Source organism: Klebsiella ornithinolytica NBRC 105727 = ATCC 31898 (genome assembly GCF_001598295.1).
Taxonomy (GTDB): Bacteria; Pseudomonadota; Gammaproteobacteria; order Enterobacterales; family Enterobacteriaceae; genus Klebsiella; species Klebsiella ornithinolytica.
In genome coordinates this window covers 268,876-295,176 of the sequence record NZ_BCYR01000006.1, presented here as the reverse complement: position 1 = coordinate 295,176, position 26,301 = coordinate 268,876, and the positions used below count along the sequence as shown (strand labels likewise).

The following is a 26,301-nucleotide window of genomic DNA, read 5'->3' as shown; positions in this document are numbered from 1 at the left end:
GCGCGCTCCTTACAGCATTTCGATAAATGCGGCGACGCGGGTACTGAGCTGGCCGAGATCTGCCGTCGAATAGTCGGTTTCAATCGCGATATAGGGGATGTCGTGCCGCTGACGTACGTGACGCTTAATCGCCAGCGATTCAACGGCGTAGGTATGGCAGGCCTGCAGGATGACGTCGACCACGCCATCGGCCTGATACTCCTCGACCATCTGGCTCAGCAGCTGCAGGCGCCGATCGTTGGGCGAAATGCAGGAGCAGCCAATAGCGAGATATTTATCGGTTAAGGCATCGTAGACGTCGCCATCTTCCGCCACACAGTGCTCGGTAGCTTTCGCGCCGGTGCAGTTCTCATAACCCACCACCCAGCCGCCGTTGTCTTCGATGGCGCGGACCACTTTTTCCGCCGCTCCGCCGATCGGGCAGCCGGTGATCAGAATACGCGGGCGGGCCTCCAGTCGTTGACCTTCCCGCCATTGTTGATGGATACGTTCTGCCATCGCGTTGAGTTCATCAATCAGCGCGGTTTTGTCGAAACGGAAGGTCGCGCCGTAAACCACTTTCAGTATCTCGCCGCCGCTGAGCGCCGGTGGATTTAACTGCCCGAGGCGATAGAAATTGGCCAGCGCCCGGCGTTCGCGATTTTTCAACACGATGGCTTCACGCAGCGCCGTTTCGCTGATTGGTGTTGCGAAACGCGTTTCAATCACCTGCTGCAGACGCTTGATCTCCGCTTTCCACAACGCCCGGGAGGCGGCGTCGCTGGCGCTGTTCGGTAGCTGCATCACGTGCACCGGCTTGAACTCGGCCATGTATTCGTACATCTTTTTTTTGCCATCGCAGGTGGTTTCGCCAACCACCAGGTCAGAGAAATAAAAGTAGGGGCATTTATCGGTTTTGCCGAAGCCATAGCTGCTTTTAATCAGCGGGCAGAGGTTGCGCGGCAGGTCTTTCTCCGCCTCTTCAATGGTCTCATCGGAAGTGGAACACAGCGAGACGACGACAGCGCCCGCCGCCATGGCTATCTCCTGTGGCATAAAGGTACAGTAGGTGCCGACTAGCGGCACATTCTGTTCTTTAAGGTCCATGACGGTGAGAAAACCCTTCTGACGAGCGTCCGAGAATTGGTCGAAGATGGCGGGTAGATCGGTGATGAGCGACATGATTTTCCTTCCCCGTACACGGGAGATGATGAAAGAGTCGCCATTATAACCATGTTGTTTGTGTGTATTTGTTGATCTTCCACCCATCCCGCGGTGTTAGTAGACCTTCTTCAAATCCATCTCTTCCTGAATGCGCTCGCTGTAAGCCACGTGGGTGCGGATCGCCTCCTCAATCCCGGCGTTATAGAACATAGGGCCGAGCTCTTTCGCGATAAAATCGACAAAGAACTCGGCGTCAAACTGCTCCAGTTCAAAGTCAAAATTCTGTTCGCAGTATGCGCATAGCTTTTCGCGCAGCAGATCGCGCTCGCCGGTCGTCAGGGTAATATCAGCCATTTTTGCTCCTTAAATGGACTCTGAATAAATCAAATGGCAGAGGAGATAAGGCTAGCTGGGGATCCAGCTATCCCACGTGGGCACCGGGCCGAGTTCTGCCACCAGGAAATCGATAAACGATCGTACTTTAGGATTGCTGTATTTGCTGGGGAAATAGAGCGCATACAGTGCGTGGGTTTCGCAGGCGATCGTCCCATCGAGAATCAGCGGCGTGATCTCCTCTTTCTGAATATGATCGCCGATCAGGTAGGTCGGCAGGTAGGCAACGCCCTGATCTTCCAGCACCGATTTTAACAGCACCAGGCTGCTGTTGGCCTGGATAGGCATGTGCAGCTTGAGCTGATGCGGGCGATCGTGTTCGTCGGTCACCTTCAGCACCGGCGTTAAACCGGGATAAACCAGGCAATCATGATTCACCAGATCGCTGCGCCGCACCGGCATCCCTTTTTTAGCCAGATAGCCGGGGGATGCACAATAGGCCCAGCGAATCGAAACCAGTTTGCGCATGGCGTAGTTTTGCGGCGGTGCGGTGGAGATACGCAGAGCGATATCGAAGTCGGTTTCATTGAGGTTGACGAAATTATCGTTCAAATCGATATACAGATTCACATCCGGGTATTGCTGGCGATATTTATCCACCAGGTTGACTAACCGGGAGTAGCCAAAGGCAATGGAGCAGGTAATTCGTAATTCACCCTGCGGGTTGTGATAATAGCCGGACGTGGTATTTAACGTATCATCAAACTCTTTTAGTAACTTATTGGCGCGATTAAAGAGATATTGCCCGGCATCGGTCAGCGTAATACTGCGGGTGGTACGCTTAATTAATGTTGTGCCCAGCGTATCTTCCATTGCCGAGAGGCTTTTACTGACCGCAGAGGGCGAGACGTTAAGCTGTACGGCGGCCTCAGATAATCCCCCGCAGTCGACAATTTTGATAAAAAACTCCAGATGCTTGAGTGAAATTGGCGTGCTCATTTTTTCCTTTAATTCACAAGTGATTTGCAAAAACGGTACGAATGAGCCGTTACATTCGTATCTGAAACATGTAACTATTGAATCACAGGAAACAACTTGCTGGCAAAATGAAAAAATAACAACTTAAGTGAGTTGCATCACAAAATAAAAGGAGGCGTCGCATAAAGTCATTAAATTGTGAATTTAATCTCATTTAATATAATTTTAATTAAAAGGTACCGGTTATGTGGTCACGACTCGAACCCTACAAATCCTCTATTATTTTATTAATTGCCCTGGTGATCGGCGGCCTGACAGGTATTTACGCCCCGGGACTGGCGGGTAAATTACAGCCGATAGGTCAGATATTCCTTAACCTGCTATTCATGATTATTGTCCCGCTGGTGGGAATCAGCGTGATGTCATCGATCGCCAGTATGACCGACCTGAAAAGGCTGGGACGCATTATGGCGATTATCTTTATTGTCTCGATTGCGATGGCCTTTATTCCCGCGGCCGGCATCGTCGCGCTCGCCTTATGGTACAACCCGGCGCAGGGGGTCACCATCGATCTGTCGCAGTCGGTGCAGGCGGGCAGCGGGAAGATGGATTTTGTCAGTATGATCACCACCAGCGATTTTCTCGGGCTGTTCTCGAAGTCCAATATTCTGGCGCTGATCGTGATGGCGATTATTGCCGGTGTGGCCATCGGGCAATCGGAACAGGCGGGTAAACGTATTGCCTCGCTGCTGGAAGATGCCAATACCGTCATCATGAAGATCGTCTCGATCATTATGAAAGTCGCGCCGATAGGTCTGGGCTGCTATTTTGCCGCGACGATGGCCAGCCAGGACTCGGGGCTGCTGCTGACCTTTGCCCGGGCGATCGGCCTGTTTATGGTTGCCACGCTGGCCTATTTTATTTTCGGTTCGATTCTCTATTCCTGGATCGGCGGCGGCATGCCGGCGGTGAAAGCATTCTGGCGTAATGCGGTTGAACCATCGGCGACCGCGCTCGGGACCTGCTCCTCATTAGGGACGCTGCCCGTCACCCTGCGCGCCGGTAAAGCGATGGGCATTAACCCGGAAATCGTCGATGTCTCTATTCCGCTGCTGGTTAACCTGAATAAGGGCGGCGTGGCCATGATCGCCGCACTGAAGATTGTTTTTATCTATTCGGTGCTGGGGATGGAATTCACCACCGAGACCTTCTTCCTGACCATGCTGATCGCCGTGCTCTCCGCCATTATCGTCGGCGGCGTACCGGGCGGCGCATTCCTCGGTGAAATTTTTATCGTCACCACGCTGGGGCTGCCGATGGAGGCGATCCCGATGCTGGTGGTATTGGGCACCATCACCGATGCCCCGGCGACCCTGATCAACGTGATTCATGATTTGAACGCCGCGCAGATTGTGGAACGCTTCGCCGGAAAAAAGCCGGCACAGGCTGAACTGAAATCCACGGCTGCCGCCGTATAAGCTTTCGCACGGATATAAGGATGTTACAGGAGACGTTATGAAGAACTCACTCAAGCTCGACACGCAGTTAATTATCGCCGGACGCGACAAACGCTACACTCAGGGGGCGGTAAACCCGGTTATCCAGCGCGCCTCTTCGCTGGTCTTTGAGACGGTAAAAGATAAAAAGTTTGCTACCGCCAATCGCGCCAACGGCGAGCTGTTCTATGGCCGCCGCGGGACCTACACCCATTTCGCATTTCAGAAAGCGATGAGTGAACTGGAAGGCGGCGCGGGCTGCGCGCTCTATCCGTGCGGGGCAGCGGCGGTGACCAATGCGATTCTGGCGTTCGTGCAAAGCGGCGACCATATCCTGATGACCGGCGCGGCCTATGAGCCAACCCAGGACTTCTGCAATAAGATCCTCAGCAAATTCAACGTTGAAACCACCTATTACGATCCGCTGATCGGCGCCGGGATTACCGAATTGATCCGCCCGGAGACGAAAGTGGTCTTTCTCGAGTCCCCCAGCTCAATCACCATGGAAGTCCAGGATGTGCCGGGAATGGTCAACGCGATCCGCGCGGTAAATCCGCAGATCGTTATCATGATCGATAACACCTGGGCGGCGGGAGTGCTGTTTAAGGCGCTGGACTACGGGGTGGATATTTCGATTCAGGCTGGCACCAAGTACACCATTGGCCATTCCGACGCCATGCTGGGCACGGCGGTCTCCAACGCCCGCAGCTGGGATCGTCTGCGCGAAAACTCCTATCTGATGGGCCAGACGCTGGATGCGGATACCGCCTATAACGGCAGCCGCGGGCTGCGCACGCTGGCGGTGCGCCTCAGACAGCATCAAGAGAGCAGTATCCACATTGCTCGCTGGCTGTCGGCGAGGCCGGAAGTGGCGCGGGTGAATCATCCGGCTTTAGCAGAGTGTCCGGGCCACGAATATTTTCAGCGGGATTTTACCGGCAGCTCGGGCCTGTTCTCCTTCGTATTGAAAAAGCGCCTGACGGATGAGCAAATGTCGACGTTCCTCGATAACTTCTCATTGTTCCATATGGCCTACTCGTGGGGCGGGTTCGAGTCGTTGATTCTGGCAAACCAGCCGGAAGAGCTGAACAGTATTCGTCCGGCCGGCGAGGTGGATTTCAGCGGGACGCTGGTCAGGGTACATATCGGGCTGGAGGATGTCGGCGATTTGATTGCCGATCTGGAGGCCGGGTTTACCCGCATCGGCTAAACACAGGGCCCCGCCAGCGCGCGGGGCCGCTGTTTTGCGCTCGCTTAATGCAGAAACAGGGTCGGGATCTGCGAGAACAGCCACAGTATCAGGCCGATAGAGCCGCCGACCAGGGTGCCGTTGATACGGATAAACTGCAGGTCTTTGCCGATATTGAGTTCAATTTGCCGCGACATATCCCGCGCATCCCAGCTTTTGACCGTATCGCTGATATGACGAGTCAGGAAGGCGGCAAACTCTGGCGCCACCCGATGGGCCGCCTGCTCCAGGTGTTCGTTTAGCGACTCGCGCAGCGCGTCATCGTGGAGCAGCGTTTCGCCAAACCACTGCCCGGCATCGGCAATCCGCTGTTGAATCCGCGAGTCGTCGCGGGTGACATCGTTCTTGATCCACGCCCGCAGGTCGGCCCATACCTCGCTGAGATAGCGGTTAAAGGCCTCATCATTTTTCAGGTACGCCTTGATGCCCTCCGCTTTTTCCGCCAGCAGCGGATCGGTTTTCAGGTTATCGATCAGTTTTAAGGTGGCGCGATCGAACGCCTGGCGGATCTGATGGCTGCGATCCTGGGTGACTTCGTCGAGCAGCGTATTCACCGCGTCGGTCACCATGTCGGCGCTGTGCTCGCCCAGCCATTCGGTGGGCAGAATTTTGGCCTTCAGCGGATGCTCGGTCTCCAGCCAGTGGACAATACCGCGGGCAATAAACGCGCGCGAACTGTCGCGCTGCAGCAACGCAATGAGCTGGGTAATGAGCGAGTCCAGCAGCTTCTGATGGCGATTGTTGCGGGTTAATCCCTCCAGCATCATGGCGCTGGTCTGCGTCAGATCGACCTTATCAATCGCCTTATGTACCGCCCGGCGCAGCAGACGCTGGATACGGGCGTCGTCGGTCAGTTCCAGAAAACCGCTCATGACCTGCAGCAGATGATGGCCCACTCGGCGGGCGTTTTCCGGCTGGCTGAACCAGTTGCCGAGCATCAGGGCAGGTTCATAGCGACGGATGAGCGCCACCAGCGAGGGCGTATCGAGAAATTTTTCCTGCACGAAATAACCAAGATTATCGGCGATCCTGTCCTTATTGCGGGGAATAATCGCCGTATGTCGGGAGATAAACGGCAGCGGGATACGGCGAAACAGAGCCACCACCGCGAACCAGTCGGCCAGCGCCCCGACCATCGCCGCTTCGGAGATGGCTTTGAGTGCGCTGACCCACGGCGTCGGCGGTAGCAGCAGGGTGGTGATAAAAATGGCGACCGCAATCAGCAGTAGCGACAGCGCCAGCAGTTTGGCGCGTTTCAGTTCAGCGATTTTTTCCATAGGCTTAAGCATATAGCCTGACGGCGGACTCGTGCAAAAACTGCCACACAATCCAGCAGCCAAAAGCCATCAGTACGCCGCCGGCCGCCCGCTCAACGCGCCAGACGACGGTGGAAAGGCGACGCTGCACCGCCGGCAGGGCAATCATCGTCACCAGTAAGAGATCCCACAGCAGCACGATACTGGTCATCCAGACTCCGCTGACGGCCTGCTGCATCAACGTGACGTCCGGACCCAGCAACGAGGTCATCAGCGCCAGATAAAACAGGGCGTTTTTAGGATTGAGTAGCGAAGAACCCAGCCCGAGAAGAAGCTGTTTTACCCGCGACGGGCGTGAAGCCGAGACGCTGCGGACATCCAGCGTCGTCGGGCGGCTTCTCAGCAGCAGGCTGCCAATCCACAGCAGATATGCGGCGCCCAGCAGCTCGACGACGGTGAACAGCAGCGGCGCCTGACGCAGTACGCCCCAGCCGATAATCGCCAGCATAATGTACAGCCCGTTCCCGGCGGCAATACCGACGCACAGGCCGACGCTGCCGCGCAGGCGATAGCGAATGGCGTAGCCCATCAGTAAAAAGAAATCTGGCCCCGGGCTAAGCAGAGCAACGAAGTGGGAGAGCGCCAGCGCCGGAAACGCGGGCGGGAAAAACGACGTAAGCATGTCCATAGCGACCTCACAAAGAACCTGAGATCAGCCTATGGCAAGCGGGGCGCTAATTATTGTCTGATATTGATCGGCCAAGTGCATACTGGCGCGGCGTAGCGGCGGTGTAGCTGACAAAGGTTTTGTGGAAATGACTCTGGTCGGCAAACCCGGCCTGGTAGCCGACGTCGGCGATCTCATCTCCGGCGCGCAGGCGCGTTTTGGCAAATTCGATGCGTGCCATATTCATAAAGCTGGCGGGCGTCAGGCCAGTGTCCTGCTTAAAGGTGCGAATCAACGTCTCTTTGCGCAGGGCGAACTCGTGGGCCAGCGCATCAAGAGAGGGCGGTTCTTGTAAATCGGCCGCCAGGCGACTGAAGATCCGTGAACTGGTCGCGCGCAGCGGTAGTGGCGGGGCGGCGGATAGCGGGAGCGCCCGCAGCAGTTGCGCGACCTGTTCGGGGAGCGCTGCCGTTTTCTGCCGCTCCATCAGCGCCACAATCTGCTGATATCGTTTGAAAAGCTCAGGATCGCGGATCACGGGCTGCGGCGCGTGTACCTGCGCCTGACTCGGGAAAAGCGGCAGCTGTTGCCGGCACCACGTCATATCGAGGTACAGCATATGGTAGCTGCGCGGCCGGCCATCGCGCGGGTTACAGCTGTGCGGCGCTTGAGCGGGGATAATGATCAGATCGCCGGGACGCAGCAGATATTCCCGCCCGTTGCACAGACAGCACGTTTCCCCTTCGATAATCGCCCCCACAGAGAGCTGCGAATGGCGGTGCCGTTTATAGGCCTGGCGGCTTTGCCGGGTGCTGCGTAGTTCCAGCCAGGGCAGCTGCTCGTCGCGCCAGAAGGTTTGTAGGATATCGCGCGTATGGTTCACGAAAGACTCCTTAGCGAAGGGGATAGGGGTTTATAGCACGCCCGCTGACGCCTGTCTGCGGGGCGTTCTGCGAGCGGGCAGGAAAAAAATTGTCGTTGTTACCGCCGGATAAAAATATCTTCCGTCCCGGCGCGCAAAGAGATAAGCGGCGGCGTGTGCGCTGGGCTAGCGGCGGGTAGAGTCGTTTTAGTGTCCCTCCGCGCAGGCTATTGACCATGCAAAAAGGCTCAACGTCGACGCCGCATGATGCGGTTTTCAAAAAGTTTCTCCGGCATACGGATACCGCGCGAGATTTTTTGGATATCCATCTGCCGTCCTCGCTACGCCAGCTTTGCGAGCTGGAGACGCTACGGCTTGAATCCGCAAGTTTTATTGAGGAGGACCTGCGTGCTTGCTACTCCGATGTGCTTTGGTCGCTAAAAACCACCGCCGGCGAGGGCTATATTTACGTCGTTATTGAGCACCAAAGCTCGCCGGATGCCCATATGGCCTTCAGGCTGATGCGCTATGCCATTGCGGCGATGCAGCGTCATCTGGATGCCGGACATAAACGCCTGCCGCTGGTGATACCCATGCTGTTCTATCACGGTATCGCCACGCCTTACCCTTATTCGTTGTGCTGGCTGGATGGCTTTACCCACCCGGCTCATGCCCGCGGATTATATGCGACCGCTTTTCCGCTGGTGGATATTACGGTGATCCCGGATGACGAGATCGTCCAGCACCGACGCGTAGCGTTGCTGGAGTTCATGCAAAAGCATATCCGCCAGCGCGATTTGACGGGGCTGGTTGAGCAGCTAATTGTCATTTTGGTTAAGGAATATACTAATGACGGCCAGCTAAAAACGTTGTTTAATTACCTGGTATATTCCGGCGATGCCCCCCGTTTTGGCAGGTTTATTCGTGAGCTTGCCCGGCGGGCGCCGCAGCATCATAAGGAGGGGCTGATGACTATTGCGGAAAGACTCCAGGAAGTTGGGCGTAGAAAAGGTAAGCTTGAAGGGCGCCGCGAAGGCCAGCGAGCCGAAGGGCTACGCATTGCCCGTACGATGCTGGCGAATGGCATCGCTCTGGAGACGGTGCTGCGTATCACCGGCCTGTCAGAAGAGGAGATTACCGCCGCTAAGCGTTAATTGTGTCGCCACATGGCCTGATCAGGCGGCCTGGCCGCTATTACTGACTTCCTCGTTAAGCCTGTTCCGCGCCGGATATCGTCTGACGATCTCCGGCCAGAATCCTCCGTAAATACCTAACTTTACCTTCATGCCCAGCCATCTCTACTAACCTTAATACCCTGAGTAGTTTTTATGACTACGTAAATAGCGATAACAAGGAGACATACGATATGGCTTATCAGACGGTGAATCCTGCAAATAATCAGCTGATTAAACAGTATGCTGCGCACAGCGATGCGGACGTCGAAGCGGCGCTGCAGAAGGCGGATGCGCTCTACCATTCCGCGTGGTCGAAGGGGGATATCGACCGGCGTTTACCCGTTCTGCACAGGCTGGCGGATCTGATCGACAGCCGGGTTGAAGAACTGGAGAAAATCGCCAGTCAGGAGATGGGGAAACTGATTGCGCAAAGCCGCGGCGAGGTGAAGCTCTGTGCGCAAATCGCCCGCTACTATGCCGATAATGCGAAATCGTTTCTGGCTCCGGTGAAATATCCTTCCGCCATCGGCGAGGCCTGGGTTGAACACCATCCCATCGGCGTGCTGATGGCCGTGGAACCCTGGAACTTTCCTTACTACCAGCTGATGCGGGTACTGGCGCCAAATCTGGCGGCGGGGAACCCGGTTATCGCCAAACATGCCAGCATCGTTCCGCATTGTGCGGAGACCTTCGCCCATCTGGTGCGTGAGGCGGGAGCGCCGGACGGCGCGTGGACCAACCTCTTTATCTCCCAGGAGCAGGTGGCGAAAATTATTGCCGACGATCGCGTCCAGGGGGCGGCGCTGACCGGTTCGGAAAAGGCCGGCAGCGTGGTGGCGTCCCAGGCGGCAAAATACATCAAAAAGGCAACCCTCGAACTGGGCGGCAACGATGTGTTTGTGGTACTGGACGATGCCAGTCTGGAGAAGGCGGTGAAGACTGGCGTACAGGCACGGCTCAACAATGCCGGTCAGGTGTGCACTGCGGCGAAACGTTTTATCCTGCACGAAAAAATTGCCGACCAGTTCTTGAGCCAATTTACTGAAGCCTTCCGCCAGGTGAAAATCGGCGATCCGCTGGACGAGAGTACGACGCTGGGTCCGCTCTCCTCGAAAGATGCGCTGGAAACGCTGACCAGACAGGTGGATGAGGCGGTGAAAAACGGCGCCAGAGTGCATCTGGGCGGCAAACCGGCGCCGCGGGAAGGCAGCTTTTTCGAGCCAACCATACTGACCGGCATTACTCGCGATAACCCGGCGTACTTTGAAGAGTTTTTCGGCCCGGTGGCGCAAATCTACGTAGTGAAGGACGACGACGAGGCGGTGAAGCTGGCGAACGATTCGCACTATGGTCTGGGGGGCGCCGTGTTCAGCCAGGATATCGAACGGGCGAAACGGATGGCGTCGCGGATCGAAACCGGGATGGTCTATATCAACTGGTTAACCGATACCGCGCCGGAGCTGCCGTTCGGCGGCGTGAAGCGCTCTGGCTTTGGCCGCGAGCTGTCCGATCTGGGGATTAAAGAGTTTGTGAACCAGAAGCTGGTGGTGATTCGCCGGTAAGATTAGGATGCTAAAAGAAAAAACCTGCCGGATGGCAGGTTTTTTTACGCTTATCGGCGGGTCAGAAGGTGACACCACCGCCAATATAGGCGCCGTCAATCAGGGTGTGGTTTGGACGGCCGTCTTTCCCGTCGACGCTCACGTGACGGTAACCCACTTTCAGCGTTACCGGGGTAATCGGAGTCCAGCTCACGCCGCCGTTGGCTTCAACGTAGTTTTTCACGCTGTTATTCAGGCCTTCCGGCGCGGCATAACCTTCGCCAAATACGTGGATGCTGTCGGTCAGCGCAACGTTAACGCCGCCACCGATTGGGAACGCCACGCCGTTATCGCCTTTTTTCGGCCCAAGGTAGATGGCTTTCGCGCCGGCATTCAGCATCACCGGGCCAACTTCCAGGTTATAACCTGCGCCAACGCCGCCGGTCTGAGTACCATCGTCGGTATTTTTGAGCCAGTGACTTTCGGCATAAAGACCGGAGGAGGATTTACCCAGTTCCATATTAAGGTTGGTAAAGTTTTTCCCCTGCTCGACGGTAAAGCCCATCGCCATTGCGGAGCCGGAAACTGCGGTCAGCGCAGAAAGGATAAGGATATTGAGCTTTTTCATGGTTTATGCCTCGTCATCAAATTAATCTGCAGATACCCTAACAGGTGATATTTACGGCTGCAAATGTGATGTTAATCGATGTTTTATACCGTAAATGTTATTGAAAAACTTTTTTGATGTTGTGAATGCGTTACCTTGTCGCCGCGTCAACGATTAACGTTTTGCCGTTTAGGGTCAGTTTAATTTTTTGCCTAAACAGCAATTGAACAGAGGGGAGATATTGATTGGGGCTGAACTAATTTGCTTTCTAATAATTTCCAGAAATATTTCTATAGTTATAAGTAAATACTTAAATTTACATTTTTGTGATTAAAACTGACTCTAATATCTTAAGTGAAAGCCTGAATTGCATCATGAAGCCATCGTCTGGAAGTACACCGAAGGGAACATTATTTATCGTGATACCCGAAAGGAATTTTGTACCGCCTGATGCCCTCGCGTTGCCCCTCTCCCCCAGGAAGAGGGAACGCCCAAACCGTTATTTGCGCAAGCCGGCAAACGCCGCGCGAATCTCCTCTTCCGGCAAATTAATGCCGATAAACACCAGCGTGCTGTGAGGCGCTTCATCGCCCCACGGGCGATCCCAGTCGGCGCTGTATAAGCGCTGGACGCCCTGGAACAGCAGGCGATTTGGCTCGCCGTCAATCCACAGCATCCCTTTGTAGCGCATCAGCTGTTCGGCGAAAGAGAGCAGCAGGTTTTCCATCACCCGCGACACTTCGCTGATATCGACCGGGTAATCCAGCTCGACCACGATAGACGCGACGTCGTTTTGCTTATCGGCGATAAAGTGGAAGCGCGGCACGCTGCTCACGACATTCTCTTCCAGCATAAAGCCGCTGGTATTAAACAGCTGGCTCAGGTCGATATCACCGTGGACTACGGTATAAACCGGCGCCCGGGCGTTGATCCGTGCCAGCCGTTCGCGCAGCTTGTCGCTGTCGCCCGCCACGTCCGTTTTTGTCAGCAGGATACGATCGGCGTAGCCCACCTGCGACTGGGCGATGGTGAACTGGTTCATCTGTTGGTCGGCATGGACCGCATCCACCAGCGCAATCACCCCGTCGAGCAGATAGCGTTCGCAGAGAATCTCATGAGAGAAGAAGGTCTGAATAATCGGGCCAGGGTCGGCCATGCCGGTGCACTCAATCACCAGCCGGTCAAAATCAATGTCGCCGCGATCGCGGCTGTCGAGCAGGTCGAGCAGCGCGTCTTCCAGCTCGTTGGAACGGGTGCAGCAGATGCAGCCGTTGGTCAGGGTTTTGATCTGCGTGGCGCGGTCGCCAATCAGCTGATCGTCAACGGCGACTTCGCCAAATTCATTTTCGATAACGGCGATTTTAAAGCCGTGCTGTTCGTTAAGAATATGGCGCAGCAGGGTGGTTTTACCCGCGCCAAGAAACCCGGTCAACAGGGTGACTGCAATCGGTGCCATGTTTGCCTCCATTAACAGCAGCGTACGCCGCCTTTGCCGTCGCCGCCGTAGCGGGCCTGCTGGCGTTCGCGGAAGAATTCGTTATAGGTCATGTAAGGCTTATCCGGATGGTTGGCTTTCATATGCTCGACGTAATTGTCGTAGTCCGGAATGCCAATCAGCATTTTGGCTGCCTGACCCAGGTATTTTTTTGCTTCGCCTAAGTTACCAAACATCGTGAGTTCCAGATAGAAAAAGCCCGGTGGCGCTACGCTGACCGGGCCTACAGGACCTTTGCAGACCGGATAAACGTAGCGCTATCCGGTATTAAGGCTTAGTGATGGGAAGAGGTTTTCACGCCGCCTTCCGGTACCGGCACGTACGGGGTCTCTTTGTCGGTGCGGACTTTGTTGTTACGCACGTTGAGCCACGTTTTGATGCCGTAGAAGATGATGCTGTAAACCACCACCAGGAACAGAATACTCAGACCGGCGTTAGTGTAGTTGTTCACCACGATATGGTTCATGTTAGCAATCTGCTGCGCGGTCAGTTCGCCGCCGGAAGCAATCTTCTCTTTATACTGCTGAGCCATGAAGAAGAAGCCTTCCATCTGCGGGTTGGTGCTGAACAGTTTCAGACCCAGCGCCCAGGTGGTGCACAGCAGCAGCCATGCGGCCGGGATCACCGTAACCCAGATGTATTTAGTACGCTGCATTTTGACCAGTACCACGGTACCAAGCACCAGCGCCACGGCGGCCAGCATCTGGTTAGAGATACCGAACAGCGGCCACAGGCTCTTCACGCCGCCCAGTGGGTCGACCACGCCCTGATACAGCAGGTAGCCCCACAGTCCGACGCAGCCCGCGGTACCGATAATGCCGGCCACCAGCGAGTCGGTTTTCTTGAGGAACGGCACGAAGTTGCCCAGCAGATCCTGCAGCATAAAGCGGCCTGCACGGGTACCGGCATCCAGCGCGGTAAGGATAAACAGCGCTTCAAACAGAATACCGAAGTGGTACCAGAAGCCCATATCCGCCATCGGCATGATTTTGTGGAACACGTGAGCGATACCAACGGCCAGAGTCGGCGCGCCGCCCGCGCGGTTCAGTACCGACGGCTCGCCGATATCTTTCGCCGTTTGCAGGATCTGCTCAGGTGAAATCACAAAGCCCCAGGAGCTGACGGTCGCCGCGGCGTGGACGGTCACATCTTTCAGCTGTGCGGCAATCAACGCGGCGTTTTCACCGCCCATTTCGTGCAGGTTCGGCATGGTGATGCCCAGGCCTGCCGGCGGGGTGTTCATCGCGAAGTAGAGGCCCGGCTCGATGATCGACGCCGCAACCAGCGCCATCACCGCCACGAAGGACTCCATCAGCATCGCGCCGTAGCCGATAAAGCGGGCGTCGGTTTCATTAGCCAGCAGCTTCGGCGTGGTGCCGGAGGCGATCAGCGCGTGGAAGCCAGATACCGCGCCACAGGCGATAGTGATAAACAGGAACGGGAACAGCGCACCTTTCCACAGCGGACCGGTACCATCGATGTACTGGGTGACCGCCGGCATTTTCAGATCCGGGTTGAGGATCACGATGCCCAGCGCCAGGCCAACGATAACGCCGATTTTCAGGAAGGTCGCGAGGTAATCACGCGGCGCCAGAATCAGCCACACCGGCAGCAGCGCGGAGATAAACGCGTAGCCGATCAGGGTAAAGGTGATGGTGGTGTCTTTAAAGGTCAGCGCCGGACCCCAGTACGGGTCGTGGGCAATGATGCCGCCGAAGTAAATGGAAGCCACCAGCAGGACGATACCAATCACCGACACTTCACCCACGCGACCCGGGCGCAGGAAGCGCATATAGATCCCCATAAACAGGGCGATCGGGACGGTCGAACAGACGGTGAAGACGCCCCACGGGCTTTCTGCCAGCGCTTTTACCACGATCAGCGCCAGCACCGCGAGGATGATGATCATAATCAGGAAGCAGCCGAATAGCGCAATGGAACCCGGAACCGGCCCCATCTCTTGCTTGATCATCTCACCCAGCGAGGCACCGTTACGACGCGAGGAGATAAACAGCACCATAAAGTCCTGTACCGCCCCGGCCAGTACCACCCCCGCCAGCAGCCACAGGGTACCCGGCAGGTAGCCCATCTGCGCGGCGAGAACCGGACCCACCAGCGGACCGGCACCGGCGATAGCGGCAAAGTGGTGGCCGAACAGCACGTAGCGGTTGGTCGGGACGTAGTTCAGACCATCGTTGTTAATCACCGCCGGCGTAGAACGCGTAGGATCGAGCTTCATCACCTTTTGCGCGATATACAGGCTGTAATAACGGTAGGCGACGAGGTAGACGGAAACTGACGCCACCACGATCCACAGCGCACTGACGTGCTCACCGCGGCGCAGAGCGACGACTGAGAGGCAAAATGCCCCGATGATTCCAAGAATCACCCAGGGTATGTGCTTGAATAACTTTTTAGTATCCATAGTAAAACCTGGCGTTAATAAGATGAATAATGGGCCGAAGCCGTCTGGGTTTAAGTTAGGGTTTGAGGAGGTATTGGTTAGCTATGCTGGAGACGATCTTGCCAGAACTCCGCGCGCGTAAAGTTGGGTAAATCTGTGAGTGGTTATATGTGGGGTTAAGCGGTTGCCAGGCGGGATAAGCGGTTGGGCAGGAAATGAGCAGCGGGTAAACATGTGATTGAGATCACAAGATTTTTTTCCACCTCTTTTTCCTCCCCGCAGGGGAGAGGAAAAAGAGAGGAGAACAGAGAACAGGGCACAGAAAAGAGAATGTCAGAAGCGAAGGTGGCAGAACGTTATACCGCGACCTCGATTTCCATCATCACCGGATGGAAACGGCGCTTAAAGTAAATCAGCCCATGGCCTTCCTGGCTCAGAGTGATGTTCTTGATCTCGACCAGATAGACCAGGTGGCTACCGATGGTCTGTACCTGGCTTATCTCCCCTTCAAGGCTGGCCAGCGACCCTTTCAGAACCGGCTGTCCCAGGGCCCCTTTTTGCCAGCAGGAGAGGCTAAAGCGGTCTTCCATAGCCATCCCGGTCATGCCGGCGAAATGGCGGGCCATCACTTCCTGCTCATGGTTCAGCACGTTAACGCACAGTTTGCCGTTGCCCTGGAATACCGGGTTCATCGCGCTGTTGGCATTGATACACACCATGACCGACGGCGGCGTATCGGTGACCGAGCACACGGCGGTGGCGGTGATGCCGCAGCGGCCGGCGTCACCCTCGGTGGTAATGACGTTGACCGCAGCCGACAGGCTGGACATGGCATCGCGAAAACGCAGTCGTTGTTCATCTAATTGCATTGTGACCTCCCGCTGCGAATTACTTCAGCAGCTTATCCAACATATTGATATCAGAGTTGTTGTGCAGGTGTGGCACCGTCCAGCCGTTCTGGTCGTACTCGGACAGGCAGCGGTCGACCATCGCCATCATTTTGTCCATGTTGCCGGAGCTTTGCGCCTGACGCAGACACTGCAGGCGGATTTCGTCCTGGCTTCCGGAATAGTTGATTTCATACAGCTCGTGGCGGCCGCCGAATTCGCTGCCGATCGCGTCCCACATCAGCTTGAGGATCTTGATACGTTCAACGTGGTCCATGCCGTTGGAGCCGCGAACGTATTTCGCCAGATACTGGTCGATCTGCGGGTTGTTCAAATCGCGTGCGCTGGATGGCAGGTAGATCAGGCCGCTGGTCACGTTACGTTCGATAATATTTTTGATCTTGGCATAGGCCATCGGCGCCATCACGCGGTAGGTCTGCAGCGCGGCGTGATCCGGCAGCCAGGCGCCATTCACCCACGGCGTCGCTTCGGAACACATGGAGTCGCTCAGCGCCCAGAACATATTGCGCCAGGCGACCACTTCGCCGAGATCGGCCTGTACACCGCGGAACTCCATGGTGCCGGTACATTCCAGCGAGCGTTTGAGCAGGGCGGTGATGAAGTCGAGTTTGACCGCCAGGCGTACGCAGGCCTGCAGCGGATACATACGCGCAAAGCCGCCTTCCATCGTCCAGCGACGACAGCGATCGAAATCGCGATAGATCAATACGTTTTCCCACGGAATCAGTACCTTATCCATCACCAGGATCGCATCGTTTTCATCAAAGCGGCTGGAGAGCGGATAGTCGTACGGCGATCCGGTGACCCCGGCAACCATCTCATAGGAGGCGCGGGAGATCAGTTTGACGCCTTCGGCATCCATTGGCGCGACGAACATCAGGGCGAAGTCCGGGTTTTCCCCCATCACCTGCGCAGAACCAAAACCGATCATGTTGTAGTGGGTCAGCGCCGAGTTGGTGGCGACAACTTTCGCGCCGCTGACGATGATCCCGGCATCGGTCTCTTTTTCCAGCTTGATGTAGACGTCTTTCACTTCGTCGGCCGGTTTATGACGGTCAATCGGCGGGTTGACGATGGCGTGGTTAAAGTACAGGCCGGTTTCCTGAATGCGGGTGTACCAGTTGCGGGCGTTCTGTTCGAACTGGCCGTAGAAAGCCGGGTTCGCACCCAGCGCGCAGCCGAAGGCGGCTTTGTAATCCGGGGTACGGCCCATCCAGCCGTAGCTCAGGCGCGACCACTCGGCAATCGCATCGCGCTGCTGGCGCAGATCGTCGGCGCTTTTCGCCACGCGGAAGAATTTATGGGTATAGCCGCCGCTGCCGGTATCGGTGTTCCAGCACAGGGAGTCCTGCATTTCCGGTTTATGCAGCGCATCGTACAGCTGGGCGACGGAGGCGGCGGCGTTGCGGAAGGCCGGATGCGTGGTGACGTCTTTGACGCGTTCGCCGTAGATGTAAATCTCGCGGCCATCCTGCAGGCTTTTCAGGTACTCTTCACCGGTTAACGGGCGTTTCGCGTCTGTGCGGAAATCTTCAGGTTTCATAGGGGCCTCTTCAGTATTTATCGGAATATCCCGTCCTGCTTCGGGCTGCCTGTCTGGTGGCTGCCTGCGAATGATTTCGGGCATTAATGTTAAATTTATGTTTTGTTTTTGTTGTTCAATTGAAGCGGTTATTGCGTCATTCGTGAAGGGACGTTTGCGACAACGGCAGGTACTTTTCAGGGGGAGTGTGGTTCTGTGATCGAGGTGGTGTTTTCGCTGCAGAGGCCAGCCTTTTTCCCGGCGTAGCTACGCTGGCCGGGTGATGTCCCTGGCGGTATTTCGGCCGCTGGCGCTGCGCTTACCCGACCTGCGGGCCGTCGCTTCGCTAAGCGTAGCGCCAGCGGGAAATTAAGACACCGGTACTTTTTGCGCACGGTAGCTGCTGGGCGAACAGCCGACCTGGCGATTAAAAAAACGAGCGAAATAGGCGGGGTCTTTAAACCCCAATTGCCAGGCTATCTCGTTGACCGCGCTATCGGAAAACAGCAGCAGCCGTTTGGCCTCACGTAGCTGGCGGTCGAAGATCAACCGCTTCGGCGGTCGGTTGGCAAAGCGGCGGCAGATGTCGGTCAGCCGTGATTCGGTAACGTGCAGCTCGTTGGCATAGTCCGGTACCGCCCAGTGCTGGTGGTAGTGACTGTCGATCATCTGGTTAAAGCGCTGAAACAGCTTCAGCTCGCCGCGCATACCGCTGGCGGCATGATCGTCGAGCCTGGCGTTACGCAGCAGCAGAGTGAACACCGCCTGCGCCAGCAGCGCCAGGGTATGTTCGCGCCCCGGCAGCTGCGCGGTCGATTCGCGTTTAATCAGCTGCCAGTAGTGCGCCAGCGCCGTCAGTTCATCGGGTTTATCCGCCAGCGACAGACACATACCCGGCAGCCCGAACGCTTCCCGCGTTCCGGGATAGAGGACCTCCAGCAGCGGCCAGATCAGATCTTCGTGCACGGTCAACACGTGCCCGTCGCTGTCGGACTCGGTGATAAAAGCGTGCGGCACCGACGGCGGCGTCAGGACAAACAGCGGCGCCTGCACCGAATAGCGGTGATCGTCGAGCTGCAGTTCAATCTGCCCGGTATCGAGAAAGTGCATCTGAAAGTACTGGTCGTGTCGATGCGCCTGCATGTCGCGGCCAAAAAAGGCCGCCATGCGGGCAAACGACTGATAGTGCACATCCTCGGTCCCCAGACTCTCATCGTAATCTTTGTTGATATCGATATTAGCGATTGAGGGCTGACACATGGGCACTCCTTAATGACTTTTCTGGGCGGCGAGTCCTGCCTCAGCGGCGGCGTCTTCCCGCGCACTCATCGGAATTCGGGTCAGTACCAGCGCGCCGACGACCAGCAGTCCGGCGACAAACCACAGTCCGGAGCTAAAGCTACCGGTAGCATCACGCAAAATACCGATCAGCAGCGGGCTGACGGCGGATCCGATATTGCCGATAGCGTTGATGACCGCCAGCGCCACCGCCCGCGATTGCAGGCTGATCACCCGATCCGGGGTGGTCCAGAAAATCGCCATGGCGGTAAAAGAGCCCACGGAGGCCATAATGATGCCGATCAGCTGGATCAGCGCGTGGTGGGTGGCGGAGGCCAGCAGCCATCCGGCAGCGGCGAACAGATAGGGCAGGATGGTATGCATCTTGCGCTCTTTTCGCCGATCGGATCGCCGGCTCCACCAGATCATCCCGAAAATCGTACAGAACTGCGGAATCGCCGCCAGCATCCCGATCACAATGTTGCTACTGCCGGTGTTGAAGCTTTGCAGGATCTGCGGAGTCCAGATATTGATAGCGCTTAGGGTATTGGTCAGACAGAAGTAGGCGAGCGTGTACATCAGCACCGCCGGCGTCAGCACTTCCCGCAGGGTAGAGCGTCCGGAGGCTGGAATCACGGTGGCGCTTTCGCGCTCGCGTGCAATCATCGTTTTCAGCGCCTGCTTCTCCTCCTTATCCAGCCAGCTGGCCTGATCCGGGGTATCGTTGAGGAAGAACCAGGTCACCACGCCGAGCACCACCGACGGCAGCCCTTCCAGCAGGAACAGCCACTGCCAGCCCTTCAGGTTCCACAGGCCATCAAGCGCCAGAATATAGCCGGAGAGGATAGAGCCAAGCATCATGGTCACCGGCATCGCTATCATAAACAGGGCGTTGGCGCGGGCGCGGTGATAGGCCGGGAACCACCAGGTCAGGTAGACCAGGATCCCTGGCAGGAAGCCGGCTTCAGCGATACCAACCAGCATGCGCAGGATATACAGCGTATGCGGGTTGGTGGCAAACATCGTACAGGTTGACGCGATCCCCCACACCACCATGATCCCGGCGATCCAGCGGCGGGCACCGACCTTCGCCAGCATGATATTGCTGGGGATCCCGCACATCACGTAGGTGACGTAAAACAGCGTCGCCGCCAGGCCAAACATGGTGGAGGTCAGACCGAGATCTTTGCCCATCGTCAGCCCGGCGAAGCCGATATTAATGCGGTCCAGAAATGAGAAAACAAAAAGCACGAACAGGAAGGTGATAAGGCGGCGGAACAGCTTTTTGATCACCCGGTTTTCTACTTCAACGACTTTATTTTCATTGTGTTGCAGGGTAGAGGTTGTCATGATGCACTCCACATTATCCGTTCAGTAGACGGATTTATTGTTATCAGTTGTGGTGGTGATTGCGTCGGTAAACCGTGCTGCCAGCGCTTCTGCGCCGCGGGCCAGCAGGGTGGTATCGACACCGACGGCGACGAACAGCGCCCCCAGCTCGAGGTAGCGTTTCGCCAGCTGTTCATTGGCCATCAGAATGCCCGGGGCTTTACCCGCCTCGCGAATCAGGACGATGGCGCTTTCAATGGCCGCCTGCACCTCAGGATGCTGCGGATTACCGCCGAAGCCCATATCCGCGCTCAGATCCGCCGGGCCGATAAACACGCCGTCGACGCCTTCTACCGCGAGAATCTGCGGTAGATTTTTCAACGCCTCGCGAGTTTCAATCTGCACCAGCACGCACATGGCATCGTTGGCCTGATGGATATAGTCCGGAACGCGGTTCCAGCGAGAAGCGCGCGCCAGGGCGCTGCCGACGCCGCGAATACCGGCCGGCGGATAGCGGGTGGCTTTCACCGCCAGCTGCGCTTCTTCGGCGTTTTGTACCATCGGCACCAGCAGTGTCTGTGCGCCGATATCCAGCAATTGCTTAATCTGCACCGGGTCATTCCACGACGGGCGAACCACCGGCTGGCTGGAGTAGGGGGCGATCGCCTGCAGTTGGGTCAACACCGTTTGTACATTATTCGGCGCGTGTTCGCCGTCAATCAGCAGCCAGTCAAACCCGGCGCCGGCCAGCAGTTCGGCGCTGTAGCTGCTGCACAGCCCCAGCCACAGGCCGATTTGTGGCCGTCCGGCCTGCAGCGCCTCTTTAAACGTGTTATTCATCATCTTCCCCTTACACAAAGCGGCAGCTGATTGCGCCCATGTTGCCGTAATCGACGTGGAAGGTATCACCCTTACGCGCCGGTACCGGGCGGGTAAACGAGCCGCCGAGGATGATCTGCCCGGCTTCCAGCTGGACATCGTATGGCGCCAGCTTATTCGCCAGCCAGGCGACGCCGTTTGCCGGATGGTTGAGCACCCCGGCGGCAACGCCGGTCTCTTCGATCACCCCGTTGCGGTACAGCAGGGCGGAGATCCAACGCAGATCCAGCTCGTCGGGCTTAATCGGCCGCCCGCCGAGGATCACCCCGGCGTTGGCGGCGTTATCGGAGATGGTGTCGAAGACTTTGCGCGGGCGCTGGGTTTGCGGATCGATGTTGTGGCAGCGGGCGTCGATCAGCTCCAGCGCCGGGATCACATAGTCGGTGGCGTTATAGACGTCGAACAGGGTGCAGTTCGGACCACGCAGCGGTTTCGCCAGCACGAAAGCCAGCTCGACTTCAATCCGCGGCACGATAAAACGGTCGGTCGGAATGTCGCTACCGTCGTGAAAAAACATATCATCGAGCAGCGCGCCGTAGTCCGGCTCGCTAATTTGCGAACTGGCCTGCATCGCTTTTGAGGTCAGGCCGATCTTATGGCCCTTCAGCACCCGCCCTTCGGCGATCTTCATCTCAACCCACTCGCGCTGGACGGCGTAGGCGTCCTCAATGGTGATCGACGGATAATCCAGCGAGATCGCGCGGATCTGCTCACGTTGTTTTTCGGCCTGATTCAGTCGCTGGGCGATCAGGGTGCGGGTTTGTTTATCGAGCATAGTGGCTTCCTGTTACCTCGTTCGGTGTCGCGGTGTCGCGGTGTCGCGGCGCCGGGTGGCGCTACGCTTACCCGGCCTACGGTTGGTACATTGTTCTGGCCGTTGTCGACCCGGTGGCGCGCTATTTAAACAAGGCGTGGACATTATTCTGTTTGTAGTTCAGCGTCGGGTGCAGTTCTTCAATCTCAAATGACAGCGCCAGATAGCGGCTCTCCATCAGAGCGGCGAAGTGGCTTTTTATCAGCCCAAACAGCATTTCGCCGACCTCTTCACGGCTCTCCAGGCTACGCCCGCTGCCGATTTTCAGCGTCATATGCACGAAGGCGTAATCCTGCCTGCCGTCGGCCATCTGCCAGGTGTCCAGCCAGATGGCGCGGCTGCGGATGCCACCCAGCGGGAAGATGCCGGTAGCGGCCAGCGCCTGATTGACCTGGGCGAACAGGCCGGGTAAATCAGCCTGTTCGCGGATGTTGTCGGTACACTCAGCGATAAAATGCGGCATGGTGGCTCCTTACGCCTGGGCCGGAAGCGGGAACACAGCGTTGACCTGGCCGGTGCCGGAACTGGCGAACAGGTCGGTAATAAACTCCACCTTGCCGTCATATTTATCCCAGCCGAGCACGCCGAGCAGCATCACCGTGTCGTGCATATTGCCTTCGCCGTAGCAGTAGTCGGCATATTCCGGCAGCATGGTGCAGAACTCTTTGAACTTGCCTTCACGCCACAGCTTGACCACGCGTTCATCCATCTGATGATCAAACTCGCGGGTGTAGCTGTTCATCCCCTCTTCGGCGCGCTGGTCGTCGATAAAGCGGTGCGACAGTGAGCCGCTGGCGAAGACCGCCACGGTACCGTCATACTTTTCAATGGCTTTAACGATGGCTTCGCCCAGCTTGCGGCTGTCGGCAAAATCGTGAACCGTGCAGAACGCGGAAATCGACACCACTTTGAAATGCTTATCGCTGTTCATGTAGCGCATCGGCACCAGCGTGCCGTACTCCAGCTTCAGGCTGGGGATGTTGTGCGCTTTCGCCCGCACGCCCAGTTTGACCGCTTCGTCGGCAATCATCTGACCCAGCTCCGGGTTGCCGTCGTAGTCGTAGGTCATATCGCGGATAAAGTGCGGCAGTTCGTTGCTGGTATAGACGCCTTTGAAATGGTCGGCGCAGTTAATGTGGTAGGCGCTGTTGACCAGCCAGTGGGTATCGAAAACGATAATGGTATCGACGCCCATTTCTCGGCAGCGCTTGCCAATTTCTTTATGGCCGTCGATGGCAGCCTGACGACAACCATGATTTTTCCCCGGCAGTTCAGAGAGATACATTGACGGCACGTGAGTGATTTTGGCGGCTAACGCTAATTTGCCCATGCGGTGTTCTCCTTACATAACCTGAATAGTATGAGCCGCAACCCGCCAGGGTGCGGCTCGACGGATGACGGTTATACGCCCCATTTCGGGATCGGATGGTCACCCATGGAAATACAGACGTTTTTCATTTCGGCGAACACTTCAAAGCTGTACTCGCCGCCTTCGCGGCCGGTGCCGGAGGCTTTCACGCCGCCAAACGGCTGGCGCAGGTCGCGGACGTTCTGGGTATTGACGAACACCATGCCGGCTTCAATACCGCGCGCCAGACGCAGCACTTTGCTGATGTCCTGGGTCCAGATGTAGGACGCCAGGCCATACTCGATGTCGTTCGCCAGGCGCAGCCCTTCCGCTTCGTCTTTAAACGGCAGCAGGCAGGCCACCGGGCCAAAAATCTCTTCTTGCGCGACGCGCATGCGGTTATCGACGTCCGCCAGCACCGTCGGACGCAGGAAGTTGCCGCCTTGCAGATGCGCAGGCAGATCGGACGGCTTGTCCGGGCCGCCGGCCAGCAGGGTGGCGCCTTCCTCGATGCCGAGGCGAATATAGCCGGAGACTTTTTCCCAGTGCTGCTTGCTGATCAGCGCCCCGACCTGGGTATTCAGATCGGTCGGATCGCCGACGCGCAGGCGGTTAGCGCGTTCGGCAAAGCGTTTAACGAATTCCGGGTAGATGCTCTGCTGAATGAAGATGCGCGACCCGGCGGTACAGCGTTCGCCGTTGATTGAGAAGATGGTGAACAGGGCGGCATCCAGCGCGCGCTCGATATCGGCATCTTCAAAAATCAGCACCGGTGATTTACCGCCCAGCTCCATGGAGTACTTCTTCAGGCCGGCATTTTTCATGATGTTGCGCCCGGTGGCGGTACCACCGGTAAACGACACTGCGCGGACGTCGTGATGACGCACCAGGGCATCGCCGGCGCTGGCGCCGTAGCCCTGCACCACGTTGAGTACGCCGGCCGGAATACCGGCTTCCAGCGCCAGTTCGCCCAGACGATCGGCGGTCAACGGCGACAGCTCAGACATCTTCAGCACCGCGGTATTGCCCAGCGCCAGGCACGGCGCGACCTTCCAGGTGGCGGTCATAAACGGCACGTTCCACGGCGACACCAGCGCGCATACGCCGACCGGCTGCACGAGGGTGTAGTTGAGCATCTTGTCGTCAACCGGATAGGTCTTGCCGTTCATCTGCTGGCACACTTCGGCGAAAAACTCGAAATTGTGCGAAGCGCGCGGGATCAGCACATTTTTGGTCTGATGAATCGGCAGGCCGGTATCGGCGGTTTCCATCGCCGCGATCTCCGGGACGTTCTGGTCAATCAGATCGCCCAGGCGGCGCATCAGGCGCGCGCGCTCTTTCATCGGCAGGTTGGCCCATTTCGGGAACGCTTCTTTCGCGGCGGCAACGGCCTGATTCACTTCGGCTTCACCGCCGGAGGCGACTTCCGCCAGCACTTCGCCGGTGGCCGGGTTGGTGGTATGGAAATATTCTGCGCCCGCGACGTTTTTGCCGTTGATCCAATGGTTAATTTTTTTCATGACAGCTTCTCCTCATACGCTTGCTGGCTGATGATGCGGTTGACCAGGCGGCCGACGCCTTCGACTTCGACGATCGCTTCGTCACCCGGCACCACGTCGGACAGCCCTTTCGGCGTGCCGGTGGCGATCATGTCGCCCGGTTGCAGGGTCATGAATTCACTCAGGTAAGCGATCAGGAACGGGATGCTGAAGATCAGATCGGCCGTCGTGCCCTGCTGGCGCAGCTCGCCGTTGACCCAGGTGCGCAGAGTCAGGTTATGCGGATCCGGGATCGCCTCTTTGCTCACGATCCACGGCCCGATGGGGGTCAGGGTGTCGCGGCTTTTTACCCGCAGATTCGGCCGGTAGTAATTTTCCAGATAGTCGCGAATGGCGTAGTCATTACAGACGGTGTAGCCGGCGACATAGTCCATGGCATCGGCTTCGGCGACGCGGCGCGCGGTTTTGCCTATCACCACCACCAGTTCGGCTTCGTAATGCATGTACTCCACGTTGTCCGGGCGTACCGACTCTTGTTCATGACCGATAAAGGTGTTCGGCGCTTTGATAAAGACCAGCGGCTCTTCCGGCGGCTTAAACTCCAGCTCGCTGGCGTGGTCGGCATAGTTCAGACCCAGCGCGAACAGCGTTCCGTCGGCGGGAGGCAGCCAGCGAAAGTCGCCTGCTTGAAGCAGGGTGCCATCGGCGAGGCGAACCTGGTCGCGTTCATCGACCTGTACGTCGTAGCGAGCGCCTTGCCATTCAATACGTGCCTGTTTCATGCCAGCTCTCCTTCTGCAACAACCGGGTTTTCCAGCGCCGGGAAACCTTCGGCGAGGATCCGCACGCGATCGCCGGGCTGCAGCGTGACGCGGGCGTGAGGGGTGCCGATCAGAATGGCATCGCCGGGATTCAGGGTGGCAAACTCGCTCAGCGCGCTTAACAGTTCGGCGGCATTGCGCTGTAGATCGCCGGTATTCCAGCTGTCGGCCTCGCGGCCGTTGATTTCAGTGATGATGGTCAGATTGTCCACGCTATCCACCGGGGCGAGGGAACCGATCGGGCAGAAGCCATCGCGGCATTTGGCCTTAATCGCCGGGCGGTAAAAACTCTCTTCCGGCAGGCTGACGTCATTGGCCAGCGCATAGCCGGCGATAAAAGAGGCGGCGGCGTCGGCGGAAACCTTACGCGCGGTTTTGCCGACAATCAGCGCGACGGTTGCGCCGCTCTGCACGGTTTCACCCTGCGGATAGGGAATTGCCTCGCCGGCACCGATGACGGTATTGCGGGGTTTGATAAACCAGACCGCGGTTTTCGGCGGCGTTTTGTAAGGGGCCTGTTGGAACGCATCGCGCCAGGCGTCAAGCTGGCTGCGATGGTTGAGCGCAACGGCGAAGATGGTACCTTTCATTCACCACTCCTCTGGTACTGATGTCGGATGCTAAGGGATATTCATTAATATGTTAATGATCATCTTTTATTCCTTGTGGCGGGGTTTGGCAAACAGAAGTGAATGTT

At 57.1% G+C, this 26,301-nt stretch carries 25 protein-coding genes; 4 read left to right on the top strand and 21 right to left on the bottom strand.

Features of this window, described 5'->3' with window-relative positions; translation table 11 throughout:
- Window positions 1-9 precede the first annotated feature (9 nt).
- The 3 genes from ROR01S_RS14520 to ROR01S_RS14510 form a co-directional block, all read right to left on the bottom strand.
- A complete protein-coding gene (locus tag ROR01S_RS14520; RefSeq protein WP_004857532.1) occupies window positions 10-1,161 on the bottom strand; it encodes a double-cubane-cluster-containing anaerobic reductase in 1,152 nt (383 codons plus the stop codon).
- Between the two features lie 96 nt (window positions 1,162-1,257).
- A complete protein-coding gene (locus tag ROR01S_RS14515) occupies window positions 1,258-1,497 on the bottom strand; it encodes a DUF2164 domain-containing protein (RefSeq protein WP_015585219.1) in 240 nt (79 codons plus the stop codon).
- 51 nt (window positions 1,498-1,548) lie between these two features.
- Window positions 1,549-2,475 (bottom strand): LysR family transcriptional regulator, encoded by a 927-nt coding sequence (locus ROR01S_RS14510; protein ID WP_004857536.1) that lies wholly within the window; start codon window positions 2,473-2,475, stop codon window positions 1,549-1,551.
- Between the two features lie 224 nt (window positions 2,476-2,699).
- On the opposite strand from ROR01S_RS14510, the gene ROR01S_RS14505 reads away from it, so the two are divergent.
- The gene (locus ROR01S_RS14505) at window positions 2,700-3,932 is read left to right on the top strand and encodes a dicarboxylate/amino acid:cation symporter (RefSeq protein WP_004857539.1); all 1,233 of its coding nucleotides are present in this window, start codon (window positions 2,700-2,702) and stop codon (window positions 3,930-3,932) included.
- A gap of 37 nt (window positions 3,933-3,969) precedes the next feature.
- The gene (gene metC, locus ROR01S_RS14500; RefSeq protein ID WP_064359605.1) at window positions 3,970-5,160 is read left to right on the top strand and encodes a cystathionine beta-lyase; all 1,191 of its coding nucleotides are present in this window, start codon (window positions 3,970-3,972) and stop codon (window positions 5,158-5,160) included.
- A gap of 44 nt (window positions 5,161-5,204) precedes the next feature.
- Here metC and ROR01S_RS14495 read toward each other — a convergent pair whose 3' ends face one another.
- Genes ROR01S_RS14495 through ROR01S_RS14485 form a run of 3 tightly spaced genes read right to left on the bottom strand, consistent with a single transcriptional unit; the run spans window position 5,205 to window position 8,005 of the window.
- Entirely contained in the window at window positions 5,205-6,488 is a 1,284-nt protein-coding gene (locus ROR01S_RS14495; protein WP_004857542.1) for a DUF445 domain-containing protein, read from the bottom strand.
- Window positions 6,481-7,143, bottom strand: coding sequence for a LysE family translocator (locus tag ROR01S_RS14490; protein WP_064359604.1), 663 nt, complete (start codon window positions 7,141-7,143; stop codon window positions 6,481-6,483). Before ROR01S_RS14490 ends, ROR01S_RS14495 begins: the two co-directional genes overlap by 8 nt.
- Before the next feature lie 46 nt (window positions 7,144-7,189).
- Window positions 7,190-8,005: an AraC family transcriptional regulator gene (locus ROR01S_RS14485; protein WP_015585215.1), complete on the bottom strand. Its 816-nt coding sequence runs from the start codon at window positions 8,003-8,005 to the stop codon at window positions 7,190-7,192.
- A gap of 215 nt (window positions 8,006-8,220) precedes the next feature.
- Between ROR01S_RS14485 and ROR01S_RS14480 the strand changes: the two genes are divergently transcribed.
- Both ROR01S_RS14480 and ROR01S_RS14475 read left to right on the top strand, forming a co-directional pair.
- On the top strand, window positions 8,221-9,138 hold the full coding sequence (locus tag ROR01S_RS14480; RefSeq protein ID WP_044350018.1) for an Rpn family recombination-promoting nuclease/putative transposase: 918 nt from the start codon (window positions 8,221-8,223) through the stop codon (window positions 9,136-9,138).
- A gap of 212 nt (window positions 9,139-9,350) precedes the next feature.
- Entirely contained in the window at window positions 9,351-10,721 is a 1,371-nt protein-coding gene (locus tag ROR01S_RS14475; RefSeq protein ID WP_064359603.1) for an NAD-dependent succinate-semialdehyde dehydrogenase, read from the top strand.
- A gap of 61 nt (window positions 10,722-10,782) precedes the next feature.
- Here the strand turns inward: ROR01S_RS14475 and ROR01S_RS14470 are convergent, their stop codons facing one another.
- The 15 genes from ROR01S_RS14470 to ROR01S_RS14400 form a co-directional block, all read right to left on the bottom strand.
- Window positions 10,783-11,328: a YfaZ family outer membrane protein gene (locus ROR01S_RS14470; protein WP_004857551.1), complete on the bottom strand. Its 546-nt coding sequence runs from the start codon at window positions 11,326-11,328 to the stop codon at window positions 10,783-10,785.
- Between the two features lie 478 nt (window positions 11,329-11,806).
- Complete coding sequence (gene yjiA, locus ROR01S_RS14465) at window positions 11,807-12,763, bottom strand: GTPase (protein ID WP_004857553.1); 957 nt, start codon at window positions 12,761-12,763, stop codon at window positions 11,807-11,809.
- Between the two features lie 11 nt (window positions 12,764-12,774).
- Complete coding sequence (locus tag ROR01S_RS14460) at window positions 12,775-12,978, bottom strand: YbdD/YjiX family protein (protein ID WP_004857555.1); 204 nt, start codon at window positions 12,976-12,978, stop codon at window positions 12,775-12,777.
- Window positions 12,979-13,076: 98 nt separating this feature from the next.
- On the bottom strand, window positions 13,077-15,227 hold the full coding sequence (gene btsT / locus ROR01S_RS14455; RefSeq protein ID WP_004857557.1) for a pyruvate/proton symporter BtsT: 2,151 nt from the start codon (window positions 15,225-15,227) through the stop codon (window positions 13,077-13,079).
- 335 nt (window positions 15,228-15,562) lie between these two features.
- On the bottom strand, window positions 15,563-16,075 hold the full coding sequence (locus ROR01S_RS14450; protein WP_004857559.1) for a 4-hydroxyphenylacetate 3-monooxygenase reductase subunit: 513 nt from the start codon (window positions 16,073-16,075) through the stop codon (window positions 15,563-15,565).
- A gap of 19 nt (window positions 16,076-16,094) precedes the next feature.
- Window positions 16,095-17,657, bottom strand: a complete 1,563-nt coding sequence (hpaB, locus tag ROR01S_RS14445) for a 4-hydroxyphenylacetate 3-monooxygenase, oxygenase component (RefSeq protein WP_004857561.1) — start codon at window positions 17,655-17,657, stop codon at window positions 16,095-16,097.
- Between the two features lie 348 nt (window positions 17,658-18,005).
- Window positions 18,006-18,896 carry a 4-hydroxyphenylacetate catabolism regulatory protein HpaA gene (gene hpaA / locus ROR01S_RS14440; protein WP_004857563.1) on the bottom strand — a complete coding sequence of 297 codons (891 nt, stop codon included), beginning with the start codon at window positions 18,894-18,896 and terminating at the stop codon, window positions 18,006-18,008.
- A gap of 9 nt (window positions 18,897-18,905) precedes the next feature.
- On the bottom strand, window positions 18,906-20,264 hold the full coding sequence (gene hpaX, locus ROR01S_RS14435) for a 4-hydroxyphenylacetate permease (protein ID WP_004857564.1): 1,359 nt from the start codon (window positions 20,262-20,264) through the stop codon (window positions 18,906-18,908).
- 21 nt (window positions 20,265-20,285) lie between these two features.
- On the bottom strand, window positions 20,286-21,083 hold the full coding sequence (gene hpaI, locus ROR01S_RS14430; protein ID WP_004857565.1) for a 4-hydroxy-2-oxoheptanedioate aldolase: 798 nt from the start codon (window positions 21,081-21,083) through the stop codon (window positions 20,286-20,288).
- Window positions 21,084-21,093: 10 nt separating this feature from the next.
- The gene (gene hpaH, locus ROR01S_RS14425; RefSeq protein ID WP_004857566.1) at window positions 21,094-21,897 is read right to left on the bottom strand and encodes a 2-oxo-hept-4-ene-1,7-dioate hydratase; all 804 of its coding nucleotides are present in this window, start codon (window positions 21,895-21,897) and stop codon (window positions 21,094-21,096) included.
- Window positions 21,898-22,018: 121 nt separating this feature from the next.
- Window positions 22,019-22,399 carry a 5-carboxymethyl-2-hydroxymuconate Delta-isomerase gene (locus ROR01S_RS14420; RefSeq protein ID WP_032716515.1) on the bottom strand — a complete coding sequence of 127 codons (381 nt, stop codon included), beginning with the start codon at window positions 22,397-22,399 and terminating at the stop codon, window positions 22,019-22,021.
- Between the two features lie 9 nt (window positions 22,400-22,408).
- Entirely contained in the window at window positions 22,409-23,266 is an 858-nt protein-coding gene (gene hpaD / locus ROR01S_RS14415; protein ID WP_004857568.1) for a 3,4-dihydroxyphenylacetate 2,3-dioxygenase, read from the bottom strand.
- A gap of 71 nt (window positions 23,267-23,337) precedes the next feature.
- Window positions 23,338-24,804, bottom strand: a complete 1,467-nt coding sequence (hpaE, locus tag ROR01S_RS14410) for a 5-carboxymethyl-2-hydroxymuconate semialdehyde dehydrogenase (RefSeq protein WP_064359602.1) — start codon at window positions 24,802-24,804, stop codon at window positions 23,338-23,340.
- Complete coding sequence (locus ROR01S_RS14405) at window positions 24,801-25,565, bottom strand: fumarylacetoacetate hydrolase family protein (RefSeq protein ID WP_004857570.1); 765 nt, start codon at window positions 25,563-25,565, stop codon at window positions 24,801-24,803. The genes hpaE and ROR01S_RS14405 overlap by 4 nt, the downstream gene beginning before the upstream one ends.
- On the bottom strand, window positions 25,562-26,194 hold the full coding sequence (locus ROR01S_RS14400) for a fumarylacetoacetate hydrolase family protein (protein ID WP_015585208.1): 633 nt from the start codon (window positions 26,192-26,194) through the stop codon (window positions 25,562-25,564). The genes ROR01S_RS14405 and ROR01S_RS14400 overlap by 4 nt, the downstream gene beginning before the upstream one ends.
- Window positions 26,195-26,301: the final 107 nt, after the last annotated feature.

Coding starts and splice junctions, on each gene's coding strand:
- ROR01S_RS14520 (WP_004857532.1), bottom strand. CDS start 1,161: ATGTCGCTCATCACCGATCTACCCGCCATCTTCGACCAATTCTCGGAC.
- ROR01S_RS14515 (WP_015585219.1), bottom strand. CDS start 1,497: ATGGCTGATATTACCCTGACGACCGGCGAGCGCGATCTGCTGCGCGAA.
- ROR01S_RS14510 (WP_004857536.1), bottom strand. CDS start 2,475: ATGAGCACGCCAATTTCACTCAAGCATCTGGAGTTTTTTATCAAAATT.
- ROR01S_RS14505 (WP_004857539.1), top strand. CDS start 2,700: ATGTGGTCACGACTCGAACCCTACAAATCCTCTATTATTTTATTAATT.
- metC (WP_064359605.1), top strand. CDS start 3,970: ATGAAGAACTCACTCAAGCTCGACACGCAGTTAATTATCGCCGGACGC.
- ROR01S_RS14495 (WP_004857542.1), bottom strand. CDS start 6,488: ATGCTTAAGCCTATGGAAAAAATCGCTGAACTGAAACGCGCCAAACTG.
- ROR01S_RS14490 (WP_064359604.1), bottom strand. CDS start 7,143: ATGGACATGCTTACGTCGTTTTTCCCGCCCGCGTTTCCGGCGCTGGCG.
- ROR01S_RS14480 (WP_044350018.1), top strand. CDS start 8,221: ATGCAAAAAGGCTCAACGTCGACGCCGCATGATGCGGTTTTCAAAAAG.
- ROR01S_RS14475 (WP_064359603.1), top strand. CDS start 9,351: ATGGCTTATCAGACGGTGAATCCTGCAAATAATCAGCTGATTAAACAG.
- ROR01S_RS14470 (WP_004857551.1), bottom strand. CDS start 11,328: ATGAAAAAGCTCAATATCCTTATCCTTTCTGCGCTGACCGCAGTTTCC.
- yjiA (WP_004857553.1), bottom strand. CDS start 12,763: ATGGCACCGATTGCAGTCACCCTGTTGACCGGGTTTCTTGGCGCGGGT.
- ROR01S_RS14460 (WP_004857555.1), bottom strand. CDS start 12,978: ATGTTTGGTAACTTAGGCGAAGCAAAAAAATACCTGGGTCAGGCAGCC.
- btsT (WP_004857557.1), bottom strand. CDS start 15,227: ATGGATACTAAAAAGTTATTCAAGCACATACCCTGGGTGATTCTTGGA.
- ROR01S_RS14450 (WP_004857559.1), bottom strand. CDS start 16,075: ATGCAATTAGATGAACAACGACTGCGTTTTCGCGATGCCATGTCCAGC.
- hpaB (WP_004857561.1), bottom strand. CDS start 17,657: ATGAAACCTGAAGATTTCCGCACAGACGCGAAACGCCCGTTAACCGGT.
- hpaA (WP_004857563.1), bottom strand. CDS start 18,896: ATGTGTCAGCCCTCAATCGCTAATATCGATATCAACAAAGATTACGAT.
- hpaX (WP_004857564.1), bottom strand. CDS start 20,264: ATGACAACCTCTACCCTGCAACACAATGAAAATAAAGTCGTTGAAGTA.
- hpaI (WP_004857565.1), bottom strand. CDS start 21,083: ATGAATAACACGTTTAAAGAGGCGCTGCAGGCCGGACGGCCACAAATC.
- hpaH (WP_004857566.1), bottom strand. CDS start 21,897: ATGCTCGATAAACAAACCCGCACCCTGATCGCCCAGCGACTGAATCAG.
- ROR01S_RS14420 (WP_032716515.1), bottom strand. CDS start 22,399: ATGCCGCATTTTATCGCTGAGTGTACCGACAACATCCGCGAACAGGCT.
- hpaD (WP_004857568.1), bottom strand. CDS start 23,266: ATGGGCAAATTAGCGTTAGCCGCCAAAATCACTCACGTGCCGTCAATG.
- hpaE (WP_064359602.1), bottom strand. CDS start 24,804: ATGAAAAAAATTAACCATTGGATCAACGGCAAAAACGTCGCGGGCGCA.
- ROR01S_RS14405 (WP_004857570.1), bottom strand. CDS start 25,565: ATGAAACAGGCACGTATTGAATGGCAAGGCGCTCGCTACGACGTACAG.
- ROR01S_RS14400 (WP_015585208.1), bottom strand. CDS start 26,194: ATGAAAGGTACCATCTTCGCCGTTGCGCTCAACCATCGCAGCCAGCTT.